The 22,697-nt window shown below is 37.7% G+C and carries 26 protein-coding genes; 13 read left to right on the forward strand and 13 right to left on the reverse strand.

Annotation, left to right across the window (positions count from 1 at the left end; translation table 11 throughout):
- The first annotated feature begins 84 nt into the window (after positions 1–84).
- Positions 85–660 (forward strand): lipid IV(A) palmitoyltransferase PagP, encoded by a 576-nt coding sequence (gene pagP / locus PSF16_RS12300; RefSeq protein WP_006658925.1) that lies wholly within the window; start codon positions 85–87, stop codon positions 658–660.
- A 102-nt stretch (positions 661–762) separates the two neighbouring features.
- Here the strand turns inward: pagP and PSF16_RS12305 are convergent, their stop codons facing one another.
- Together PSF16_RS12305 and mgrB are read right to left on the reverse strand one after the other, a co-directional pair.
- Positions 763–2,127 (reverse strand): amino acid permease, encoded by a 1,365-nt coding sequence (locus PSF16_RS12305; RefSeq protein WP_006658927.1) that lies wholly within the window; start codon positions 2,125–2,127, stop codon positions 763–765.
- 186 nt (positions 2,128–2,313) lie between these two features.
- Entirely contained in the window at positions 2,314–2,454 is a 141-nt protein-coding gene (gene mgrB / locus PSF16_RS12310; protein ID WP_006661584.1) for a PhoP/PhoQ regulator MgrB, read from the reverse strand.
- 249 nt (positions 2,455–2,703) lie between these two features.
- Here mgrB and PSF16_RS12315 point away from each other — a divergent pair, with 249 nt between their 5' ends.
- The 3 genes from PSF16_RS12315 (at position 2,704) to brnQ (ending at position 5,610) form a co-directional block, all read left to right on the forward strand.
- Positions 2,704–3,087, forward strand: coding sequence for a helix-turn-helix domain-containing protein (locus tag PSF16_RS12315; protein ID WP_006658930.1), 384 nt, complete (start codon positions 2,704–2,706; stop codon positions 3,085–3,087).
- A 160-nt stretch (positions 3,088–3,247) separates the two neighbouring features.
- A complete protein-coding gene (yidA, locus tag PSF16_RS12320; protein WP_006658931.1) occupies positions 3,248–4,057 on the forward strand; it encodes a sugar-phosphatase in 810 nt (269 codons plus the stop codon).
- Positions 4,058–4,278: 221 nt separating this feature from the next.
- Positions 4,279–5,610: a branched-chain amino acid transport system II carrier protein gene (gene brnQ, locus PSF16_RS12325; protein ID WP_181479987.1), complete on the forward strand. Its 1,332-nt coding sequence runs from the start codon at positions 4,279–4,281 to the stop codon at positions 5,608–5,610.
- Between the two features lie 40 nt (positions 5,611–5,650).
- Here brnQ and PSF16_RS12330 read toward each other — a convergent pair whose 3' ends face one another.
- A complete protein-coding gene (locus PSF16_RS12330; protein ID WP_272689332.1) occupies positions 5,651–6,607 on the reverse strand; it encodes a LysR family transcriptional regulator in 957 nt (318 codons plus the stop codon).
- 98 nt (positions 6,608–6,705) lie between these two features.
- Here PSF16_RS12330 and PSF16_RS12335 point away from each other — a divergent pair, with 98 nt between their 5' ends.
- Together PSF16_RS12335 and PSF16_RS12340 are read left to right on the forward strand one after the other, a co-directional pair.
- Complete coding sequence (locus tag PSF16_RS12335) at positions 6,706–7,158, forward strand: DMT family transporter (RefSeq protein WP_039861816.1); 453 nt, start codon at positions 6,706–6,708, stop codon at positions 7,156–7,158.
- Positions 7,159–7,162: 4 nt separating this feature from the next.
- On the forward strand, positions 7,163–7,624 hold the full coding sequence (locus tag PSF16_RS12340; RefSeq protein ID WP_006658935.1) for a DMT family transporter: 462 nt from the start codon (positions 7,163–7,165) through the stop codon (positions 7,622–7,624).
- Position 7,625: 1 nt separating this feature from the next.
- Here PSF16_RS12340 and yddG read toward each other — a convergent pair whose 3' ends face one another.
- On the reverse strand, positions 7,626–8,510 hold the full coding sequence (yddG, locus tag PSF16_RS12345; protein WP_272689333.1) for an aromatic amino acid DMT transporter YddG: 885 nt from the start codon (positions 8,508–8,510) through the stop codon (positions 7,626–7,628).
- Between the two features lie 175 nt (positions 8,511–8,685).
- Positions 8,686–10,143, reverse strand: coding sequence for an alanine/glycine:cation symporter family protein (locus PSF16_RS12350; RefSeq protein WP_272689334.1), 1,458 nt, complete (start codon positions 10,141–10,143; stop codon positions 8,686–8,688).
- A 657-nt stretch (positions 10,144–10,800) separates the two neighbouring features.
- Between PSF16_RS12350 and PSF16_RS12355 the strand changes: the two genes are divergently transcribed.
- Positions 10,801–11,049 (forward strand): DinI-like family protein, encoded by a 249-nt coding sequence (locus PSF16_RS12355; protein WP_006658938.1) that lies wholly within the window; start codon positions 10,801–10,803, stop codon positions 11,047–11,049.
- Positions 11,050–11,336: 287 nt separating this feature from the next.
- Here PSF16_RS12355 and PSF16_RS12360 read toward each other — a convergent pair whose 3' ends face one another.
- The gene (locus PSF16_RS12360; protein WP_006658939.1) at positions 11,337–11,708 is read right to left on the reverse strand and encodes a hypothetical protein; all 372 of its coding nucleotides are present in this window, start codon (positions 11,706–11,708) and stop codon (positions 11,337–11,339) included.
- A 346-nt stretch (positions 11,709–12,054) separates the two neighbouring features.
- Between PSF16_RS12360 and PSF16_RS12365 the strand changes: the two genes are divergently transcribed.
- Positions 12,055–12,408 (forward strand): hypothetical protein, encoded by a 354-nt coding sequence (locus PSF16_RS12365; RefSeq protein WP_154631079.1) that lies wholly within the window; start codon positions 12,055–12,057, stop codon positions 12,406–12,408.
- 58 nt (positions 12,409–12,466) lie between these two features.
- Here PSF16_RS12365 and PSF16_RS12370 read toward each other — a convergent pair whose 3' ends face one another.
- Positions 12,467–12,976: a DUF1543 domain-containing protein gene (locus PSF16_RS12370; RefSeq protein ID WP_272689335.1), complete on the reverse strand. Its 510-nt coding sequence runs from the start codon at positions 12,974–12,976 to the stop codon at positions 12,467–12,469.
- Between the two features lie 278 nt (positions 12,977–13,254).
- Between PSF16_RS12370 and PSF16_RS12375 the strand changes: the two genes are divergently transcribed.
- Complete coding sequence (locus PSF16_RS12375; RefSeq protein ID WP_272689336.1) at positions 13,255–14,406, forward strand: pyridoxal phosphate-dependent aminotransferase; 1,152 nt, start codon at positions 13,255–13,257, stop codon at positions 14,404–14,406.
- Between the two features lie 53 nt (positions 14,407–14,459).
- Here PSF16_RS12375 and PSF16_RS12380 read toward each other — a convergent pair whose 3' ends face one another.
- Positions 14,460–14,804 carry a DMT family protein gene (locus PSF16_RS12380; RefSeq protein ID WP_006658943.1) on the reverse strand — a complete coding sequence of 115 codons (345 nt, stop codon included), beginning with the start codon at positions 14,802–14,804 and terminating at the stop codon, positions 14,460–14,462.
- Between the two features lie 230 nt (positions 14,805–15,034).
- Between PSF16_RS12380 and PSF16_RS12385 the strand changes: the two genes are divergently transcribed.
- Entirely contained in the window at positions 15,035–15,814 is a 780-nt protein-coding gene (locus tag PSF16_RS12385) for a class I SAM-dependent methyltransferase (protein ID WP_006661576.1), read from the forward strand.
- 51 nt (positions 15,815–15,865) lie between these two features.
- Here the strand turns inward: PSF16_RS12385 and PSF16_RS12390 are convergent, their stop codons facing one another.
- Positions 15,866–16,201, reverse strand: coding sequence for a hypothetical protein (locus PSF16_RS12390; RefSeq protein WP_224063590.1), 336 nt, complete (start codon positions 16,199–16,201; stop codon positions 15,866–15,868).
- Between the two features lie 224 nt (positions 16,202–16,425).
- On the reverse strand, positions 16,426–16,764 hold the full coding sequence (locus PSF16_RS12395) for a GlpM family protein (RefSeq protein ID WP_006661574.1): 339 nt from the start codon (positions 16,762–16,764) through the stop codon (positions 16,426–16,428).
- 207 nt (positions 16,765–16,971) lie between these two features.
- Here PSF16_RS12395 and PSF16_RS12400 point away from each other — a divergent pair, with 207 nt between their 5' ends.
- Positions 16,972–17,814: an MBL fold metallo-hydrolase gene (locus PSF16_RS12400; RefSeq protein WP_036965885.1), complete on the forward strand. Its 843-nt coding sequence runs from the start codon at positions 16,972–16,974 to the stop codon at positions 17,812–17,814.
- Positions 17,815–17,878: 64 nt separating this feature from the next.
- On the opposite strand, the gene PSF16_RS12405 is transcribed toward PSF16_RS12400, so the two are convergent.
- Entirely contained in the window at positions 17,879–18,268 is a 390-nt protein-coding gene (locus PSF16_RS12405) for a nuclear transport factor 2 family protein (RefSeq protein ID WP_006658948.1), read from the reverse strand.
- Positions 18,269–18,993: 725 nt separating this feature from the next.
- Here PSF16_RS12405 and PSF16_RS12410 point away from each other — a divergent pair.
- Positions 18,994–19,374 carry a DUF805 domain-containing protein gene (locus tag PSF16_RS12410; protein ID WP_006658950.1) on the forward strand — a complete coding sequence of 127 codons (381 nt, stop codon included), beginning with the start codon at positions 18,994–18,996 and terminating at the stop codon, positions 19,372–19,374.
- 86 nt (positions 19,375–19,460) lie between these two features.
- Here the strand turns inward: PSF16_RS12410 and PSF16_RS12415 are convergent, their stop codons facing one another.
- Together PSF16_RS12415 and PSF16_RS12420 are read right to left on the reverse strand one after the other, a co-directional pair.
- A complete protein-coding gene (locus tag PSF16_RS12415; protein ID WP_272689337.1) occupies positions 19,461–20,219 on the reverse strand; it encodes a YnfC family lipoprotein in 759 nt (252 codons plus the stop codon).
- Between the two features lie 476 nt (positions 20,220–20,695).
- Positions 20,696–21,145: a carboxymuconolactone decarboxylase family protein gene (locus PSF16_RS12420; RefSeq protein ID WP_272689338.1), complete on the reverse strand. Its 450-nt coding sequence runs from the start codon at positions 21,143–21,145 to the stop codon at positions 20,696–20,698.
- A gap of 717 nt (positions 21,146–21,862) precedes the next feature.
- Here PSF16_RS12420 and ycaC point away from each other — a divergent pair.
- Positions 21,863–22,480, forward strand: a complete 618-nt coding sequence (ycaC, locus tag PSF16_RS12425) for an isochorismate family cysteine hydrolase YcaC (protein WP_272689339.1) — start codon at positions 21,863–21,865, stop codon at positions 22,478–22,480.
- The last annotated feature ends 217 nt before the right edge of the window (positions 22,481–22,697 follow it).

The following is a 22,697-nucleotide window of genomic DNA, read 5'->3' on the forward strand; positions in this document are numbered from 1 at the left end:
GATTATTACAATTGCGATAATGATGTGATCATTGTCAATGGCTACCATTACTTATTTAGCAGATATAACTAGATTGGATCTACAATGAGAGTTAATAAAAACATACAGTTGGTTGTAAGCGCGTCAGCAATTTTGGGTGCTTCAATCTGCATGTCATCACCTGCATTGGCTGAAGAACAGTCAGTTGGCCTATGGGATAAATTCACCAATAATGTCAGTACCACATGGGATTCTGACAAGTATGAGCTGTATATCCCGTTCTTCACTTGGCATAACCGCTTTATGTACGATAAAGAAAAAACCAATACCTATAATGAAGAGCCATGGGGTTTTGGTATTGGTAAATATCGTTATGATGAAGATAATGATTGGCATGCACTGTACGCAATGGCATTTATGGATTCTCATAATAAAGTCGAACCGATTGTCGGATATGGTTTCCAAAAAATGTGGATCCCCGGTGATATGGATGGCTTCCGTATGGGGGCTGGTTTCACGTTAGGGATTACCGCTCGTGAAGAGTACAGTTATATTCCGCTTCCTGCACCGCTGCCGTTAGTTTCAATTGAATATGACAAACTGTCTGTTCAAGCTACCTACATTCCTGGGACTTACAATAATGGTAACGTGCTATTTGCATGGTTACGCTGGCAGTGGTAAACCACTCGCTTCTACGATTCATTTAACCACCAAAAGCAGCGCAAAAAAAACCGGTAGATTCAATATCACCGGTTTTTTATTCTCTTTGATTAACCAAATAGGTTATGACACTTTACTTTCGATGCCTTGCTTTTTAGCGCCGGAGAATTGGTAGCCTACCCACAGGACTGCAATCCATAGTGGCATAATCAGCACCGACACACGCAGCCCATCCATTGTCAGAATAATAATTAAGATCAGAGACAAGAATGCTAAGCACAGGTAATTACCAAATGGGTACCAAATACTCTTAAACTTGGTTTCAATGCCCTGTTTATTCATTGCGGCTCTAAACTTCAGGTTAGACACACAAATCATAATCCAGTTGAGCACTAACGTTGTGACCACTAAGGACATTAGCAATTCAAATGCTTTGCCTTCCATCACAAAGTTAATCAGAATACCACCAGACGTCGCAATCCCCGAAACAATCAACGCCATCACAGGTACGCCGCCTTTGTTCACTTGTGCCATAAATCGAGGGGCATTGCCTTGTTGAGCTAAACCGTACAGCATACGGCTTGTACAATATGCGCCACTGTTATACACAGACAGTGCGGCAATCAAAATAACCACGTTCAACGCATTTGCGACTAGCAAATCGCCCAACTCATGGAAAATCAAGACAAACGGGCTGGTTTTACCATCCAATTGTACCCATGGGTAAAGTGCCAACAACACCGCCAATGAACCAATATAGAAAATTAAAATACGATAAACCACTTGGTTGATAGCTTTTGGAATACTCTTGTCTGGGTCTTCCGCTTCTGCCGCAGTGATGCCCACTAATTCTAATCCACCAAATGAGAACATAATAATTGCTAGAGCAACTAATAGTCCATTATACCCTTTTGCAAAAAAGCCACCGTATTCCCACAAGTTGCTAACTTTAGCTTGGGGACCACCGTGACCACTAAAGAGTAGGTAGCAACCAAATAGAATCATCGCAATGACGGCAACCACTTTTATCAGTGCAAACCAGAATTCAGTTTCACCGTAAGAACGAACGTTAATGAGGTTAATGGCATTCACAGCAATGAAAAATACCAGCGCTGAAACCCAAATAGGTAACTCAGGCCACCAGTGCTGCATATATTTACCTGCGGCGGTCAGTTCAGTCATTCCGACGAGAATAAACATGACCCAGTAGTTCCACCCCGAAAGGAACCCAGCAAAACCACCCCAATATTTAAATGCAAAATGGCTAAACGACCCTGCAACAGGCTCTTGAACAATCATTTCACCTAACTGGCGCATGATCAGAAATGCGATAAAACCACACAGTGCATACCCGAGTAAAACTGACGGTCCTGCCATTTGAATCGTGGTTGCTATCCCTAAAAATAGCCCTGTACCGACAGCGCCCCCTAAGGCAATTAACTGAATATGCCTGTTTTTCAATCCGCGCTTGAGCGTCTGTTGCGCCATATCTTTACCTTTTCGTCCTCTAGCTTTTGTTATCGTCCACAGTTGTGATAATCACGCAAGTTTATTTGAATTTTTGCATGAACTCCACCCGCAATTACACCACTGTGAAGCTGGCTTTCTGCCTGTCTTACGATGTTTCCAAATAATAACAAACTAATATCTAGTAAGACGTTCTAAAATGCAAACTCAAAATGGTAACAAAGCTGTCACTCGGCAGATCCCAAGCTGAAAGTCATCACCACCTTGATCGCAGAGATTATTCATCGCCAGTAGGTATAAAAAAGCACAAATGGTCACAATGATGATGATTAATAGCATATTTCGCATAAATATAGGGGTTCTTAGTAGTCACTTAATCTGCCAATATTAATCAATATTACGATGATTAGTTTGTGTAAAATGGGCAATTCATCGTTTTCAAGAAAACAATTGTTCATTTTTGCAGCTATTGATAAATAACTTGCTAGGATTGCCTGTTTTTCATACACAAATCTGTTATACCGCACAACCAACCTTTGTCATGGTGAAATGAAGTTGTGTATACTTCGGTTACCGTAAAATAAGAATGAATTTGAGATGGCACAAGATAACCACGTAGCACTTGTTAATGCTCTAAGTAAATGGATCGAAGAGCATTTAGGCAGAGTCATCCATTTGGAAGAGCTCGCGGCCTATTCAGGGTATTCCCTTTGGCACATGCAAAAAATCTTTAAGGAAGTCACTGGGATCTCCTTAGGTAAATATATTCGCCAACGCCGACTCGCTGGCGCAGTAAATTTATTACGAAATAGCAGCCAAAGTATTTTTGATATCGCGTTAGATTTTGGATTTGGTTCCCAATCTCACTTTACCTACATGTTCCGCAAAGAGTACGGCATTACTCCGTTTGATTTTCGGCAGAATGACCAAATTCAATTGGACATCAAAGAACCGCTGCATCTCACGACGGATGACGAGTGAATTTGTTTTACGCGCATTAACCGCCCTTAGCTTTAATGCGATAAAACATGAGCATTCTCATCCTATTTACTGAGCAATCTATTTATTGCCCTCTTCGATAATTTACATTCTCGATAATCAGAGTAAGGTACGTGTAAAAGTTCTATTTTAGGAGGCGTTGATGTCAATCAAACTGGTCGCCATTGATTTAGATGGCACATTACTCAATTCGCAGCACCAAATTTCCCCTGTAGTCAAAGAAGCCATTACGCGTGCCCATGAACAAGGTGTTCGAATTGTCCTCGCCTCGGGTCGCCCCTATTCTGGTATTCAGCCTTACCTTCAAGAACTTGGTTTAGACACCGCCAATAACTACTGTATCAGTAACAATGGTAGTGTTATCCACCAAGCCAATGATGGCAGCCATTTATATGAAAACCTGCTGGATTTCGCAGATTATCAATATTTTGCAGAGCTAGCGAGTAACGTTGGTGTCCATATGCATGCACTTGCAGATAACACGATGTTTACCGCCAATCGCCACATTAGTCGTTACACCATTCATGACGCTTACATTACCAATACTCCACTGGTGTATTGTCCCGTGAACGAAATGGAAAGCTCACTCAGTTTCACCAAAATCATGATGATTGATCACCCAGAAAAACTCGATGTGGGTATCAGTTACATTCCTGAGAATACCTTTGAAAATTATTCGTTAATCAAAACCAGTCCCTATTTCCTCGAAATTTCGAATAAAGATGCCAGTAAAGGTTCTGCGCTGAAGGTGCTGTGTGACAAACTCGCCTTAACCCCAGATAAAGTGATGAGCATCGGTGACCAGAATAATGATGTCACGATGCTACAATATTCGAGTGTTTCGGTAGCAATGGGAAATGCAGCACCACATATTCGTGAAATAGTGAAATTTGTCACATCAACCAACGATTGTGATGGTGTTGCTGTGGCATTAAATAAATTTATTGTCTAAATAATTACTCATTTAAAGCTCAAATCCCTAAACAAAAATACAATTCTGCTGGATATGCCTCTACATTAGCTTTTTGGCATATCCATTCTCTATCCCCCCTTCAGAACTATTTTATCCTTTGCCTTACTTACTCTTCCAAATTTGATACTATCTGCGTCTTTCAAAAAAATTGTCACCTATAGACAAATACAATAAAACTGACATCACTAACAGGTAGTTAAATGTTTTCAACTAAAGATATGTTAATTCTGGGCATGATGGTATTCGCCTTATTTTTAGGCGCGGGAAACATCATCTTTCCGCCTATGGCAGGGTATCAATCGGGGACAGACTGGTTTAATACTTCATTAGGGTTTCTGATCACGGGTGTTTTGTTGCCATTCTTAACCCTCGTTACCGTTGCCGTAAAAGGTCGAGGGGAAAAACTCTCCGTTGACTTACCCAAATGGGTCGCCGTGATCTTCTGGGTTGCACTTTATTTAATTGTGGGTTCCACCTTCGCCATGCCGAGGGTCACCAATACCGCATTTGAAATGGGCTTCCTACCATTAGGTTTTGCTGAAAAAAATACGTTTTCACATCTCACCTTCGCATTGGTTTTTAACTTTACCTCGATGTTCTTTATGCTAAAACAAGGCACAATGATCAGCGCGATTGGTAAGTTTATGACTCCTGCTCTACTGGTTTTATTAGTCGTTGTGGGTATCGCTGTCGTCCTTGACCCACTTTCTGAAATGAATGCACCAGTTAAGCAATATGCAGAATTTGCATTCTTTGGCGGTGTGATCGATGGTTACCAAACCATGGACGTGCTTTCCGCGATGGCATTTGGGGGAATTGTCGCTCGCGCTCTAGCCTCTAAGCAAATCACCGAACCTCGTCAAGTTGCCACAATTACGATTAAAGCGGGATTGATTTCAGTAAGCTTACTCGCCGCTCTATACATCTGCCTATTCTATTTAGGGGCAACCAGTGAGCAAGTCGCCAATACCGCAACCAACGGTGGACAAATTTTCTCTCGTTATGTTGATGTATTATTTGGTGCCGTTGGTACTTGGATTATGTGTGGGATTGTCTTGCTGGCCAGTATGACCACTTTAGTGGGTGTAACCAGCGCATGTGCGGATTATTTCGCCACATTCCATCACCGTTTAGGATACCGTTTTTGGGTGGTCTTTTTCACCATGCTAACCACCATTGTGTCGACGTTTGGTCTCGATACCTTATTACGTGTCACTATCCCTGCATTATTGATGATCTACCCATCATCCATTACCATCGTATTTTTGCAATTTGCGCGTAAATTTATGGCTTCACCACGCGTTACATACGGCATCACTGTTGCCGTCGTGGTCCTAATGAGTTTGCTTGATACGCTCAATAATATGGAACTGCTCAGTGTTACGGTAAAAGCGCATCTCATTGCCTATTTACCACTATTTGAACAAGGTATGGGCTGGTTAATTCCAGGTATTATTGCGTTTATTCTCTCGATGTTTATCGGTAAATTTATGGCTAAAGATGAGCCTATTGCTGAACAAAACTTAGCTTAACGCTTATTGTTAACCGCCTAATGTTAGGATGCTGCTGACATTAGGCGTTTTCATCACCTTTCTTACCTTGCGATAAATTCAGCTCATACCGTCTCTGATAGCCACTTGTTTTTCCGAACTTTTCTTGTAGGAAATCAAGAAAGGCTGACACCTTTTTAGGCAAAAACTCTCGGTTTGGATAAACTGCATAAATATGATGCTGCGGTAAATGGTATTCCGGTAGTACCGTTATTAATCGCCCAGCCAAGATGTCGGGCGCGGCAATAAATTGAGGTAGTTGGCAAACACCTAATCCTTGTAAAGCAGCTTGGTGCAACGCTAAGCTATTATTTGCGCGGAAATTTCCTGTGGGTGTAAATCGAACCATTTTCCCCTGATGCGTAAATAACCATGTTTGCCCCGCCTGATAATAACTGTATAAAAGGCAATTATGTCCTGCTAATTCGTCAAGGTTCTGGGGGCTGCCATGTTCTTCTAACCATATGGGGGAAGCACACAAGACACTGTGACAGGGGGATAAGGTTCGCGAGACTAATGAGGAATCCTTTAATTCGCCTATTCGGATTGCCATATCAAACCCCTCTCCGACTAAATCCACCAGCTTATCGTCAAATACGAGCTCAGCATTCAATTGCGGCCAACATTTCAGAAATTCAGGTAGCAGAGCCGTCAGATGAAGATGACCAAAAACGGTTGGCGCACTGATTTTTAAGGTTCCATCTACCGCACCACTGTAACGGGAAAGTGCTGCGTTACCGTCATCAATAGCCCGATGAGCCTTTTTTAAGTAAGCATAATAAAGCTCTCCAGCTTCTGTCAGTTGTAAATGTCGAGTCGAGCGAGTAATCAGGCGGATCCCCGTACTTGCCTCTAACGCCATTAATTTTTTACTGATTGCCGACTTTGTCATATGCAGGGAATCTGCAGCTTTAGTTAAACTGCCTTGCTCTACAATCGCGATAAAAATGGGCAGTAATGCATAATCCACGCCAGTCATTGTCAATCCTTAGGAAACAGAGTTTTTCTTTTATAGCGGTTTTTCTTCATGCTGACAATCCCTATACTTTGCCAATCACTCGTCCTGTATTAATGAAAATGAAAAAAGATATTGTGCTTTCTCTAGTTGCTGTATTTTCAGGTGTATTACTGACATTGATGATCATGAGCAACAGTTATTTGTCTACGTTTACCTCGCCGTTACAAGCCTCTTGGCTAACCCATGGAATCGGCAGTATGGTTGCTGTATTGATTTGGTTGGTCGTGAAAAAACGATTTGGTAAAGGAAAGCCAGCTAAAAAAATACCTCACTGGAGTTATCTCGGCGGGATCCCCGGTGCCTTTACGGTGTTACTCGCGGCTATCACTGTCAATAGCCCACTTTCACTTTCAGGCTCAATTGTATTGATGCTAACAGGGCAAATCGTGACAGGATTACTGATTGATCATATGGGACTTTTAGGATTAGCCCAGCGAAAAATAGCCAAGAAGGATTATCTCACGGTGTTATTTCTACTGGTTGGCTCAACATTGATCATTATGGGAAGATAAATATATGTTACTGTTTTTTATTATGATTGCACTGTCTAATGGCATGTGTATTATCCTGAGCCGCAGCCTTAATGGATGCCTATCTCAAGTCAGTAATGCCTTTTATGCTTCCCTTATTAATCATGTTGTGGGCTTTTTATTTCTGAGTATTATCATGTGGTTCGCAAAAATACCATTTAAAATTGGTTACGAGAATATTCCGCTTATGGCATTTGCTGGCGGTGTCATTGGGGCATGTTTTGTGATGATTAACAGCTATATACTGCCATTACTGGGCGCAACACTCACCACTATTTTTGCGATAAGTGGTCAGGTGCTTTCCAGTGTGGTGATTGACATTGTGCAACATGGCTTGCCAGAACAAATAAGCGTGCAGCTACTGGGTATTATTTTCATTTTTGCCGCTATTGGCGTGCGCTATGCACCCAATAAGCTAGCTTGCAAAAAGGTTAGTGCCCAAAATTAAATCATCGTCTTGTGGCGATAAAACAGGTTATTGATCCTATCGTCACCATCAAAACCCCTTGCCAGAAACCTAATGTTAACGCCGTACTCAATAACATCGACGAAAAAGCTGTAGAGATCACCGGCGTAAAGTAAGAAAGCGTCCCAAGAAAAGCCACGTTACCTTTGATAATTGCAACGGTCCAAAGCGCATTTGCACCACCAGTTGCAATCGCCGTAACGAGCAGTAAGCTGACACTGTTCACACTGATATTAAATGGCGCAGGCGTCGAGAATATAAACAGCATCCATAGCCCAATGGATGTCATAATAAAAAACAATACCATTCCATTGCAGCCATTCGACATGCGTTTCGTGATGTTACTATAAAACGCCCATAACAAAGCGCCAATAAACGCTAAGGCATAGCTAAGAGGGTTACTTTGAATATTCGATAAAATCGCGTTCAACGATAATGGTTGGTCCCCAGAGATTACCCACAGCAGTCCCACGAATGCCAAAATTAAGCCAATAATCAACAATACGCTAAAACGTTGCCGGTTAAATAAGACAGCTAAGGCTATCGTAAAGCTCGGCCACAAATAATTGACCATCCCGAGTTCAATCGCTTGTTGACGGTTATTTGCAAGCCCTAATGCTAAAATAAAGCAGATTTCATAACTCACAAATAAAAATGCACCCCAGAACAAATAGCGTTTAGGAAAAAGGTGAATTTTCGGTAACCCCATCACAGCCACTAAAACAAGGCTACCAATGGAATAAATCAATGCGGCACCGCCAATGGGACCAAAGTTTTCGCTTGTACTACGCACAAGCCCTACCATGGTACTCCATAATAAAATAGCGACTACCCCATAAAAGGTTGCTGCATGTCGCCCGAGTTTCATCTTCCTAATCAACACCTTATTTCGTATTTATATCGATGACAATTTTCCTTCAAAACCTTACGCTTTGAGAGCAATAAAGCAAGTTTTTTATATTTATCCACCCTTTATTTCAATAAAAAAGCGCCTAGGAATACACCCAGGCACTTTTACGTTTATACCTATGTTTAATCATCAATTAATGAGCTTGATGCTTAACCCATTGCTTCACTGACTCTTTTTCCCAAATACCATCGTTAAGCTGTTTCTTCAGTTCAGGATGATCATTTATATCAAATGTTGGAACCTTCCCTGAGCTCAATTGTTGGTTATAGTCTTTTGCCAATTTGAACGCGACACCTGACAACAACAAAATTGCAATCAGGTTGGTGATCGCCATTAAGCCCATTGAAACATCGGCAAGTTTCCAAATAAGGGGCATCTCACCTAATGCGCCAAACATCACCATTCCTAGTGTCGCCAAACGGAAAAGAAACAGTCCTGCGGTGTGGTTGTTTTCCAAGAAAATCATATTGCTTTCTGCATACGCATAATTGGCAATAATTGAGGTGAAGGCGAAGAAGAATATTGCGATAGCAATAAAGATGCTTCCCCAACTGCCGACCGCGGAAGATAACGCCATCTGAGTCAACTCAATGCCATTGATTTTATCTACAGGTCCATCTAATACCCCCGTCGCTAAAATAATAATCGCGGTTGCACTGCAAATTACAATGGTATCAAGGAATACGCCTAGCATTTGAACATAGCCTTGTGAAGCTGGATGCGGAGGATAAGGTGAGGCAGATGCGGCTGCATTCGGTGCAGATCCCATACCGGCTTCATTCGAAAATAATCCACGTTGGATCCCTTGAGTCATGGCTTGGGCAATCCCATAACCGAGTGCACCACCAGCGGCCTCTTGCAAGCCAAATGCACTGCGGAAAATTAACATAAAGACATCGGGTAAGCGCTCAATATTTTGCCCGACCACCCAAAATGCGAGCAGTAAGTAAGCAATCGCCATAATGGGTACAACAAATTCAGCGACTTTGGCAATTGATCTTAATCCACCAAAAATAATGGTGCCACTGAGAATCACTAAAGCAATTCCAACATAGAGTGGGTTAAAATCAAATGCCACAGCAGTTGCTTGTGCGATTGAGTTCGCTTGTACTGCATTAAAAACCAAACCAAATGCAATGATTAAGAAAATAGAGAATAAGACCCCCATCCAGCGTTGTTTTAAGCCCTTCTGCATATAATAAGAGGGTCCGCCACGATAATTGCCTTGATCATCTTTCGTTTTATAGAGCTGTGCTAATGTACATTCAATGAATGACGTTGCCATACCTAAAAGTGCAACAACCCACATCCAAAATATGGCGCCTGGACCACCTGCTGTAATAGCGATGGCAACACCCGTTAAGTTTCCAGTGCCGACTCGAGCGGCTAAACTTGTACACAATGCTTGAAATGAAGAAATACCTGAGCTGTCTGAACGGGTACTATTTTTAAGCACTCCAAACATGTGACCAAAATGTCTAAACTGAATAAATTTAGATCGTATTGTAAAATATAATCCAGCGCCAAGTAATAAATAAATTAATATTGAGGTCCAAATAAAATTACTGATTGAGTTTATATATTCTATCAAATTATGCTCCTTTTATTGTATCCACTAATTACGTAATTAGTCGGTTAGTTATTTAGCTCCATATCATTTAAGTAATTAAACACATAAAAACGCAAACCATGAATGGTTCAGCATGTATAATCCATGTTATTAAACAAGACCCATGGATTATATTTTTTTTGCTTTCTCTGTAAATTTTTTTCTAGTTCAGATTCTATGAAAGACTTAATACTGATGTAAAAAAAGCTAACCAATACAAAATGCATGAGCAATTTAATATTTAAAATCAATGAATTAATGATAACACAACGATGCCAGACTTAATTTTAATCATATGATTAAAATTAAGGTATTTTTTAACCATCTTTATCTTTTTTTAATCAAAAAAATAAATGTTAATTACATGAAAATATATTTAAGAAAATAAAATTAAGCGTTTTTTAAATTAAATCGTTAATTAAGTTCGGATATTTATTATTTTAGTGAATAGACTTGAGAGATAAAAATTAAGTATAAATTAACTTTTATTTTAGCTTAATCCCTTATTTAGACTTGCCATTTTAGATAGATTCCCACACAAAATAATCTTTTTGGTATCATCACAATAAGATTGTTGCTAATATTTTATGATGACAATACACTTATCGCTAATTTGCTTTTTACATCAAAGGGTAATATATGGAAATCCACATTAAAGTTTCTGACGATCTCGTTTCAACACTCGCCGAAAAATCCTATGACGCATTTGCCGCTGAATTGCACGCTAGGGTTTTAGAAGTCTACCCTGGTAGCAACCTTGTCATCACACATGACAGTGGTGCAACAACCTTTGACACTAAAGGTTTCCATGATGATAAAGAAGCACACATTGTTTTGCATGAATTGGTTGAAGATGTCTTCCATCACGGTCATTGGTTAAAGGCTTAATTTCCGTCGTTTTATTTACCAGCCTGCCATTTTCATCAGGCTGGTACTCCCCAAAAACCTTTCTGGTTAATTTCAAATACTGATCAAGATCATAGTTAGCGATTATGCTAACCAACTTTGCCCAAAAGCCCTTTTCTTTTTACCGTTATATGATACTGTATATAACGAATTTTCATTTACATTGCTTTTGCTAATTTATAGCAGCCAGTATTTATACTGGCTTTTTTTATGGGAAAAATCAGGTAAACACATAGCCGCCCTAATCATGAAATGCGTGAAATAAGGCATCACTGTGATTTTTCACACAATGTTACAATCGCTGCACGTAATTCTGGTGTATCACTCGTAATCAATTGGTTATGTTCTGTAAATTTACCATTCTGAACATTAACACTGGCAACAAACGGCAATTTATCACTTTGATGCGCGATTTGATAAGAACCACAAACACGATAACTTTCGCCTTCTTTAAATTCACTTTTTAGAACGATGTTTACATTCTCAAAAACTAATGGTTCAGTAGAACCAAGCTTACTTTCAATCAACTTTTCAGCTTGTTTAGTGACATCGCTATCACCGATCGTTGTGTAAAATTGATAAGCAAATGCCCCAAGGGCGAGTAGAATAACGATCAGTAGCTTACTTTTTATACGTTTCACGCTTAAATCCTTCTTATCTTACAGCGATTAGCACACACCATTATGTTAACACTTTTGTTTTATTGATAATAAGCACTCTGAGATCAATGTCGCACAAAAAGCTCTATACGTTTTTTGTCATTGAAATTAATTGATTTTACATTTTTAAATTTATATTTTATAAAAAGCAGCCTTTAAAAAGTAAAAATAAATTCATATTTCATTACCTATTTAACAAATTTTTATCACCGTGAAGAAATAATGAATAACTGTGTCCTAAATATGAAATATCCCTATATTTAAGTAAATTGAATTGAAATAAAAACCCTTGATGACAAACTAGAATTAAATATAGAGGAGAAGCACAATGAAAAATTTAAAATCACTTATTCTAGTTGGAAGTTTATTAGCCATTAGTTTCTCAACATTTGCCTATCATGGTAATGGATTTCATCGTAGCGGCAACGCTAACGGACCATGGTGTAATGGACAGAACCAAACACAGTATGACCGTCCTTGTGACACTCACTATCGGGGTCAGTATATGGGTCGTAATCCAGGTATGGTGCAGTTTTCGACATCCGTTCAAACAGCACAGCCAGAAGAGGCTTTAAAGAAAATTACAGCCGAGATCCCTAAAGGAGAGAATAATAAAACCTATATGGTAAAAGTCGCGGTAATTGAAATTACGCCTAATGTAAACACTCAAGAAAATCAATAAAAAGGCATTGAATAAATATAGCCAGTAAATCTACGATATACTGGCTATTAAATATCAATCAGCTATTTGTCCCTATCGGTAAATACCCTTGCCATAATGGCGAAGGTTTTTTTCCATTTTCATTCTTAGTTAAATGAATATAATACTCACCGACTTTTTGTAATAATAGACAGTCATCAACATCTTTTAAATTGTCTTTATGTTGCTGCTGACTCCCCACTAATAATTGGCTAATGGCTTTTTGTTTTGCCTCTTGTGCCGTTTTCGCCACAAACAAATCAAATTCATGCAATTCTGCAAGTGTTGATAAAGTGTACCCTCCGACATTGATAAAATAGAGTTTATACTCACTACCTGATGACTCTTTGCTCAAACAGATGTCGAATCCATCAACCCAATTTACATCTGCATACCCATCCACATGAATTTTATCTTTATCACCAAACCAAGCATCTCGTAATAGTGGCCAAGCCTCTTCCGGTTTATCGACTGCGGCAAACTGTACATCATGTACTTCAATGTTTGATTTTCCAGCATTCCCACCAACATAAAACATAAATAATTTCATTATTATCTCTCTATGATTGACTATCGTTATATAAATTAATATACAACCATATCAATTCAATATGCAATCATTGCTTTTTTACAGATAATTTAGCAATAACTTAAATTTACTATAAATATCAATTTATTATATGCATATCATTAAGCCACCCAACATAATTTAACTTTACACACCCATAACACAGTGAATAAAAAATCACTTCAACTATATATTTATTTACAATTGAATTATTTCGAGTAATCTAATTAGACTTTAAAAATATATTTCAGGGACACACTATGGATCGTCGTTCATTTTTAAGATCAAGTTCACTTATCGCAGGTGGACTAGCAATAAATTCCGTTTTAAATCAAGCAAGTGCAAAAACAGCGACATTAGCAGCGCCGAGTATTCAACATCCTTTATTATTAAACTTTAATGAAAATTCGTTAGGAATGTCACCGAGCGCTCAAAAAGCTGTCATTGACGCTTTACCTGGCGCATTCCGTTACCCTGATGCAGCACGTTCCGAACTTATTAATAACGTCGGTACGCTACATGGTTTAGAAGGTAAAAACGTCACCTTAGGAAATGGTTCATCAGAAACCATTCAAGCAGCGGTTGCTATGCTGGCGAATAAAGCAAGAAAACAGAACATAAAAATTCAGCTCGTCACGCCGGATCCAACCTTTAACTATGCTGAGCTCTATGCGCTACCATTGGGTGTTGAAATCACGAAAGTTCCACTAAAATCGGATCTCAGTTTTGACCTGGTAAAAATGGAACAGCTGGCAAATAGCTTCGATGGTCTCTCCATTATCTATATTTGTAACCCAAATAACCCAACGGCAATGATCACACCTCATAGCCATCTTGATAGTTGGATGAAAAAAGAGTCAGATAAACAATTCTTTATTGTCGATGAAGCCTATGCAGAGTTTGTTCAAGACCCTCAATTTATCAGTGCGATTGAGTTGGTAAAGGCAGGACAAAAAAATCTGATTGTGACGCGCACTTTCTCAAAAATTTATGCATTAGCTGGTCTGCGTGTAGGCTATGGTATTGCAGCTCCTGACGTTATCGCTTCTGTGGATGAATTTATCTCCATTGATAATACCAATACAGCAGGGGCAGCAGCTGCAATTGCCTCATTAAAAGATCATAAATTCCTCGAATACAGCCTGCAATCCAACAATCTTTCACGAAAAATCGTAGAAACGGCGTTGAATGAATTAGGCTTGGAATATGCACCATCACAAGCTAACTTTATTTTCCATAAAGTAAAAGGTGATGTAAAAGCTTATAAGCAACACATGCAAGATGCCAATATCATGGTCGGTAGAGAATTTCCACCTGTTGTTGGCTGGAATCGCTTAACACTAGGAACGCCACAAGAAATGGAACAATTCGTAGCCGTGCTGAAAGAATTTCGCCAAAAAGGCTGGGTGTAGAGAGCACTTAACTTATCGACAAAGCATCTTCTACTCTGAGAAGATGCTTTGAATTAAAAAGGTCCTTTAAAAATAAAGAATGCCCCTGCAAAAATGAGGATGAAGCCAATAATGTGATTAATTGTCAGGCTTTCCCCCAAATAAAGCACTGAGAATCCAACAAACACACATAATGTAATCACTTCCTGCATCGTTTTTAACTCAGCAGCACTGTAATACTGATGACCTAGGCGATTCGCTGGCACTGCAAAACAGTATTCTACAAATGCAATTAGCCAACTGACAAAAATAACGATATACAAAGGCTTATTAGTAAATTTTAGATGCCCATACCAAGCGAACATCATAAATACATTGGATATAACCAATAATATGACAGGATAAAATTTTGCTAACATGATGAACCAATTGAAAGTTCGAATAGACCCATATTATGCGAATAACCCACTATGATTTCAATCACCTTCCTAAATCAATCTAATTAAATTCACGCCCTATTTTCTAGCACTGCCACACATAGATTGCATTTATTCCCACACATGAAAGTGTATTTATTAGTACATTTTGATTTACTTTAATCTTTTCATGATTACAATAACACCAATTAATGTATTTAAAGGTACAATTTATGACGGATTATATTACCGCTAATCAACAAGCTTGGGATAAACAAGCAATATCGCAACAAGCATGGTCTATTCCTGTTGATTCAAAAACAATTGAAAAAGCAAAAAAGGGAAACTGGCAAATCCATCTAACACCCTCCCCTCTGAATAAAACTTGGCTTGGTGACGTAAAAGGAAAACACATTCTTTGTTTAGCCTCGGCTGGTGGTCAGCAAGCGCCAGTTCTAGCTGCTGCAGGTGCGATTGTGACTGTTTTTGATTTATCCGTGAAACAATTAGAACAAGATAAGATGGTTGCTGAACGGGATAATTTAGAATTGAATGTTGTACAAGGAGATATGCGCAATCTCACTGTGTTTGCAGATAATATGTTTGATATTATTTTTCATCCTATTTCAAACTTATATATTCCTGATGTAAATCCTGTCTGGCAGGAATGTTTTCGCGTGCTTAAACCGCAAGGTCGTTTACTTTCAAGCTTTTTCAATCCAGTGGTTTTTATTGATGATAGAGAAAAGCGTCCAGAAGAAAACACCATTATTAAACCTCGCTACACCATGCCATTTTCTGAATTAGATAATCTATCCTCAGAACAGATAGCGGCAAAACAAGAGAAGCAAGAGGCATTTGTTTTTGGTCATTCACTCACTGATTTAATTGGTGGGCAAATACAAGCAGGCTTTACTATTACAGGTTTTCAAGAGGACTGGCAGCCAAATCCTCGCTTTGTTATCGACAATTTTTTGCCTACATTCCTAGCGACGTTAGCCATGAAACCATAAAATGAAGAGGCAGGTTAAATACTAAAAAATTAACCCGCCCTCTTTGATTTGTTACCGATTACAATATCGCTCCCAAATAGGATCAAATTGCTCAACAGGTACAATATCATCAACTTTTTCAACTAATGGGATGGATACTATTGTTTTACCTTCTGCATTTTTATGTAAGCGAACAATAAATCGTTTATATCCATAAGGTAAACCATCTTCAAAACCAAAAACCTCGCCACAATAATATCCCGTCTCATCCCCCTCCTCATTTTGATTCAGGACATGATACTTAACATTTTTGTATGTTGCTGTAGAAGGATAGATAAGAAAATCTTCAACGGCGCTTTTAACTTTACTCTCGGCGTCCATCTCAGTATTTGAAGAAACTTCTGTCATCACACCCGCTATGTAGGAACAACCAGCAACTAGTAATAATACTAGGACTCTTAGTAACATTTTTCTCTATAAATGACTGATTGGGAAACACTGACTATTATTATAAATCGTCTAAAAAATAATTCGAGTGTAAATTAAACACATAATCATTGTATTTAGATTTAAATGTCAAGAATCGCACTTCTTATTTAATTAACACCTGAAAAGCGTCAGCCTTACCCTATTTACTGAGTCATCTGCCAAAAATAAACTAAAACAGCTGCTGTAATCACCCAAACTAAAGTGGCTAAACTTAAGCAAATCCAAGGGGCTAATTTTGTTGCAAATACATAAACGGTGACTAAGTACATGGCATATGGAATTAACGACCACAAGCCAAATAGTGCAGTTTTTCTTAATGCTTCAACGCCCTGTTCTTGGACCACAATGACATGAGCAATCAAAGCAAAAGTGGGAAATAATGGCACTAATCCAGCAATATAGTAAACTTTGCTGCGTGATAATACCGCAATAATCAACACGGCTAATGCACCAAACAAACATTTTATTAATAAAGCAAACATGGCAAACTCTACATTATCAATTGTATTTTTACCTATTATCACTCTAAATCCTTCACACTAGCTAGATCACTTTCGCAAACATACCTTCTTCGATCACATATTTAAACGCCTAATCTTTCACGTTCCCAATGTTTATCCATCATTGAATATTTTTTGCTTTTATTCTGATATAACTACTTCGATTAAGAACTAACTTAAGAGATAAAAATGACAATAAAAATTTCTGTACTGGTTGATAACAACACATTAATTGATAGCTATTTCTGTGGCGAGCCCGCCGTTTGTTATCACATTGAAGTTGATGGTAAGAAAATCCTATTTGATACTGGCTATTCAGATGTCTTCATCGATAATGCCAATATCTTAAATATCGACCTTGCTCAAATTACTGATCTTGTTCTTTCCCATGGCCACAATGACCATACTTGGGGCATTAACCACCTTATTCAGTATTTAGATCGTCGAAATGTTGAATCACAGCAAACCAAAAAATTAATTTATCATCCAGATGCATTACAACCAAAAAGTTATCACTCCAAAGTCATTGGTGCGAATACCCCCAAGAATGTTCTAACTGCCTACTTTGACACAATTGAAACTAAAGAAGCTTATTATCTCTCTGAGAATGTCATTTTTTTAGGTGAAATTCCGAGAGATAACACTTTTGAAGGAAAAGAGCCTGTAGGAAAAACAATTGATGATAACAACAATAGTGTTGATGATTATGTTCTCGATGACAGCGCCCTAGCGATAAAAACCTCTGAAGGGTTAATCGTTATTACAGGGTGTTCACACTCAGGGATCTGTAATATTGTCGAACATGCAAAGCGAGTGACTAAAATAGATAAAATAGTGACTGTTATCGGCGGTTTTCATTTACAAAAAGCCTCTGAGGAATTGCTAAACCAGACTAGCGAATATTTTAAAAAACAGAATTTATTACATATTCACCCATGTCATTGTACTGATTTGGCGGCTAAAATTCATTTGTCCAGACATGCACCTGTCCAAGAAGTTGGAACAGGCATGCAATTGACCTATCCTGCATGATTGAATTTCTACACTATGCCGCTAATTAGCGGCATTTTTTTATTTTGATTGAACCTGTATTCTTTTATGTTCTTGAGCCTAGATCATTATCATGTTTTGAACCTGCAAGCATTCTTGTCAGTTCCTCACAACGAATAATCTTTCCATTCATTAATTGAAAGCAAGCAAATACTTCAAATTCACTTGTAGAGCCATCTTTTTTCACCGCTCTAGCAATATGCTGTGTATGAACGCAATTTTTACCTTCCGCAATAGATTTTATTTCAATAGAGATATTTTCTGTCGCTTCCTTTAACGCTCTCATATGGGCATAAAACAGAGTAAAGTCAATTTGCTTCCCGTCAACGACTTGTACATAATCCGATGAGAAATATTGTTTTATGACCTCTAAATCCCCCAGCTTTTCACCCAAAACTGAGTTTAATGCTCGTTCTACGAATGCTATTTTGTCCATAATTAACCTTTGGTAAGATATTTTTCTTCATTTATTGACACTATATTCGGGTCGTTCCTCCCGTTTTCAACCATCTAAACACTATTAACTAATAATTCTTCTCACTGACCTTTCACAAGCTAACTCAGCTAATTTCTATTACTACAATAAATCTGTTGAAGCTCATAAACAGAAGGGATAAAACATAGAAAAATTAATTATTTTATTGAATTATATGAAATTACTTAAATCTATTTGGCAGTTCTTTGGTCTTTATCAACCTCTATTGTTCAATTAACACACTGCCTGATCCTGTTTCTGGTTATTACACAGATCATCATTAGTAATTGGATGTCCGTTAGCAAAAATGGTGTTATCCCAACGGAAGGAATTGAGTTCTATTTTACTTGGTTACATATTGCTGTGGGTTTTAGCCTATTATTTCTCGCAACCATCCTAATTTATGTTTGTTTCTCAAATCGAGGATTACACTATTTTTATTCCTTCTTACAGGGGAATTTTTCACAATAAAAAATCAGCATAATCTTTTAATAAAACAGAATTAGCTGCTAAAATTAATGTAAAGTTTTGAAAATATGCATTTTTCAATAGGTAGTTCTAGTTAATAAAAAAATGATTTATTGAGAGTTTTCTTACTGTTAGGTTGAAATATACAGATAATGCTGATTTACACAAATTTAAACTCTACCTATACTCACAACTCAAATCTTCGTTAAGGAATAAACATGAATTGGTATTTAGAAGTCATCAAAAATAACTATGCTAATTTCGAAGGACGCGCTAGACGTCAAGAATATTGGATGTTCACTTTAATCAATACCATTATTATTATGGTGTTATACTCATTAATGTTTTCATCTATTGATTACACGACGGGTGAAGTAGGTGGTTTAGGAATTATTGTAGGAATTTTACTGGGAATTTATGCGCTAGCCACTATCGTTCCATCTATTGCTGTTTCTGTACGCCGTTTGCATGACACTGAAAAATCAGGCTGGTGGTATCTGATAGCTTTCATTCCTTTTGGTGGAATTGTATTACTCGTTTTTATGTGCTTAGACGGTACTAAAGGCGATAACCGTTTTGGCCCAGATCCAAAAGCATAATATCACTGCCCCTTATAAATTTAAGGGGCGATTTCCCCACATATTAAGATTTTCTTTGTTCTATTCATTTTTCTCGTCGATTCCAACTAGTAAAATACGGCTTCCGTTGTGCTTCTTTTCGGTAACTTCATCATTTTTCCATTAGATACTACCGTAAGTATAAAATTGCACCTATGGGCAATGTTTTGCTTGTCATAATCACACTTGGAGTCAACAAATAGAATAGGTAAACCTAATGCTTTTATTTCCATTTGAAGGTCAAATGGCTTTGTAATATCGTTTCCATAGCTAAGAATAGTTTCAGAGAATACAACATTATCTTTATAATATTTTATAGTCTCAGGCAGTTTATTCTTATTGTATGTATTTTTACTGTATTGAACTCTCGGCTCAGCATTCATCGAACCTATGATGATTCCATCATTGTTATACTGGTATATTAACTTACCATTACTATCAGCTCTTGAAACAATCAAACAATTTGCTGCAACTTCCATTTCGATTGGACCATTAGCATCTGAGCCCACTAATTTGTTTTTTTCGCGTTTGACTAAAAGCCAGTTATCTATGCTATTTAAATGCTCATCTTTCTTTTGACTGAAAGAAAAACTATCAACACAACCATCACGACCAATATTTAAAGTTGACTGATAATTAATGGTTTCATCATCATTGTAAACCATCGTATTTAACTCTTTAACATTACCTTTAACTGGATTAAAATCATAGAGTTGAGCAAAATTAAATACAATTGGATTATACTCATCTTTTTGAAATGCCAGTGACTGGAAAGAGGCAGAAAATAGCGCGAATTGAATAATTGAAACTATGCATTTGTTATTCATATAATTCTTATACCTCAATATGCTCATTTGCTGTGTTCTGAAGTTTAAAGCTGTTTTTCTAATTTTTGTTTACATTATTATTTTTACTATAAATATTCTTTATCATCTTAACATTTATCAAACTAACTTCCAGCGTCATTTTCAATCTGACACTAAATCAAAATACGTACTTATACGTATATCTTTTCCTTGAAAATTTCGTATTAGGATAATCTTTAGATAATATGAAAATTACGTCTTAATAATTTCATCCATGCAGAATGCCCTACCGAAATGAAAGCCTATGCGATAATTTAGCTACAAGTTTTATTCCTAATATTCTTGACATAAAAAGTCAAAACCATCGGAAATTGACTAGCCTTTATAAATCTACCTAATAAATGAAATAATAAGGGCTAGAGTGTATAGATTAAGTATTTTTATTATTAAAAAAGGCTGCACACTGGCAGCCATCCGAGTTTAAAAACTAAACATTATTATGGCTTCACACTATAGCGGCTAGCAATGGCAATACGATTAAAAGAACCAATGATAATAGATAACCATTCGATTAATGCTAGCTGCTCCTCACTCCAATATTCTGCGGCTTTTTCATAAATTTCGGTAGGTATATGCCCAGCATGGATCATATTGACTGATTCAGCCAATAAGAACGCCGCTTTTTCTTTTTGTGAGAAATAACCAGCTTCTTCCCACACTGTAACCAGTGCGATTTTATCAATACTAACATCACACTTTTGCGCATCTTGAGTATGAAGTCTCACGCAAAATGCGCATCCGTTAATTTGAGATATTCTCAATTTAAGCAAATGAATAAAACCGACATCTAATCCTAATGATATTGCTTGCTCATCAATATGATGACTAATCTCAATCAACTTATTATAGGCATTAGGTGAATTCTTAGATAATGAAACTCTCGTCATTATACACTCCGAGTTATATTGTAATTAAATACATATAACCAGTTTCTATAAAACCCATCTATCATCATTGTGTGGTACATACATTTGGAACAATATGAACACGGATAAAACTCACGCCATGACGGCTTTTACCTAGCGTGTAAGACTCCTTCCCTGTGTTCATATGAGAGAGCCAGTGGTCACTACGACCAGTGGTTATCTTACCTCAACCGTACTTACAGCACGCGCGAGGAATATGAGGTAGCATATATAATAAATCCAATCAGTTACGTTGAGTCTGAATGAGAACTTTCACCACTTACCTGTTTTGGTGATTTAAATTACCATTAATAACAGTTTTACAACTAAATTAATCTTGAATATATTTATCCCGCACTGATTACTCAGTGTGTAGATGGAAACTGCTGTGTACAAATGGAAATGTGAGGTTTTGTAACCTTTTTGCCTTAACCGCTGTTGCTGTTAAGGCTTTTTTTTATTTTTTTGGAATATTTTAATCCATTAAAAAGCCACACGAAGCAGCTTATTGAGATAGATGCTCGATTGAGCTCAGGCTAATTATTTAGGCTGTAGGGAAAAGTCATTCAATTTATTTGGATCCTTTGATTGTCTTTATTCGCTATTATTCTAAATTTCTTCAGCTACTATGTATAAATATCAATCAGGGCTAATTAAGATTGATATTCTATTTTAACGCTGGTAATTAGGAGAATTAACATGAGCTTTAAATACAATCGACTCGATAAAGATAATGCTGCTGTTTTACTCGTAGATCATCAAGCTGGGCTGCTTTCCCTTGTTCGTGACCAAGATCCTGATAAATTCAAAAACAACGTATTAGCCTTAGCTGATTCAGCTAAATATTTTAATCTTCCCACCATTCTCACTACTTCATTTGAAAATGGTCCAAACGGACCGCTAGTTCCTGAATTAAAGGAAATGTTTCCTGAGGCGCCCTATATTGCTAGACCGGGTCAAATCAATGCTTGGGATAATGAAGATTTTGTAAAAGCCGTGAAGGCAACTGGAAAAAAACAATTAATTATCGCTGGTGTTGTTACTGAAGTTTGCGTGGCCTTTCCTGCACTCTCCGCCTTAGAGGAAGGATATGAAGTGTTTGTTATCACTGATGCTTCAGGCACATTTAATCCAATCACTCGAGACGCTGCGTGGGATAGAATGTCCCAAGCAGGGGCTCAGATGATGAGCTGGTTTGGTGCGGCTTGTGAACTTCATAGGGACTGGAGAAATGATATTGTTGGTTTAGGTACTCTATTCTCTAACCATATACCTGACTATCGGAATTTAATGACCAGTTTTGACTCATTAAAATAACGTCTATATTCAATTAGAATGACGCCATAATATAATGGTGTCATTCTAAAAATTAGCTCGTAGCACATTCATTATTTTTCATTATCTGCTATTTTTGTTTCTACTAAATCAGGTTTCTCTTTACTAACCTTTAGCTTTTGACATTAATTAAATGGTAAACCCGTAGAGACTATCTAACATGAGTGATTAATTGAGTCATACTCATACTTACCTTTAA

The organism is Providencia sp. PROV033 (assembly GCF_028484855.1).
Taxonomy (GTDB): domain Bacteria; phylum Pseudomonadota; class Gammaproteobacteria; order Enterobacterales; family Enterobacteriaceae; genus Providencia; species Providencia alcalifaciens.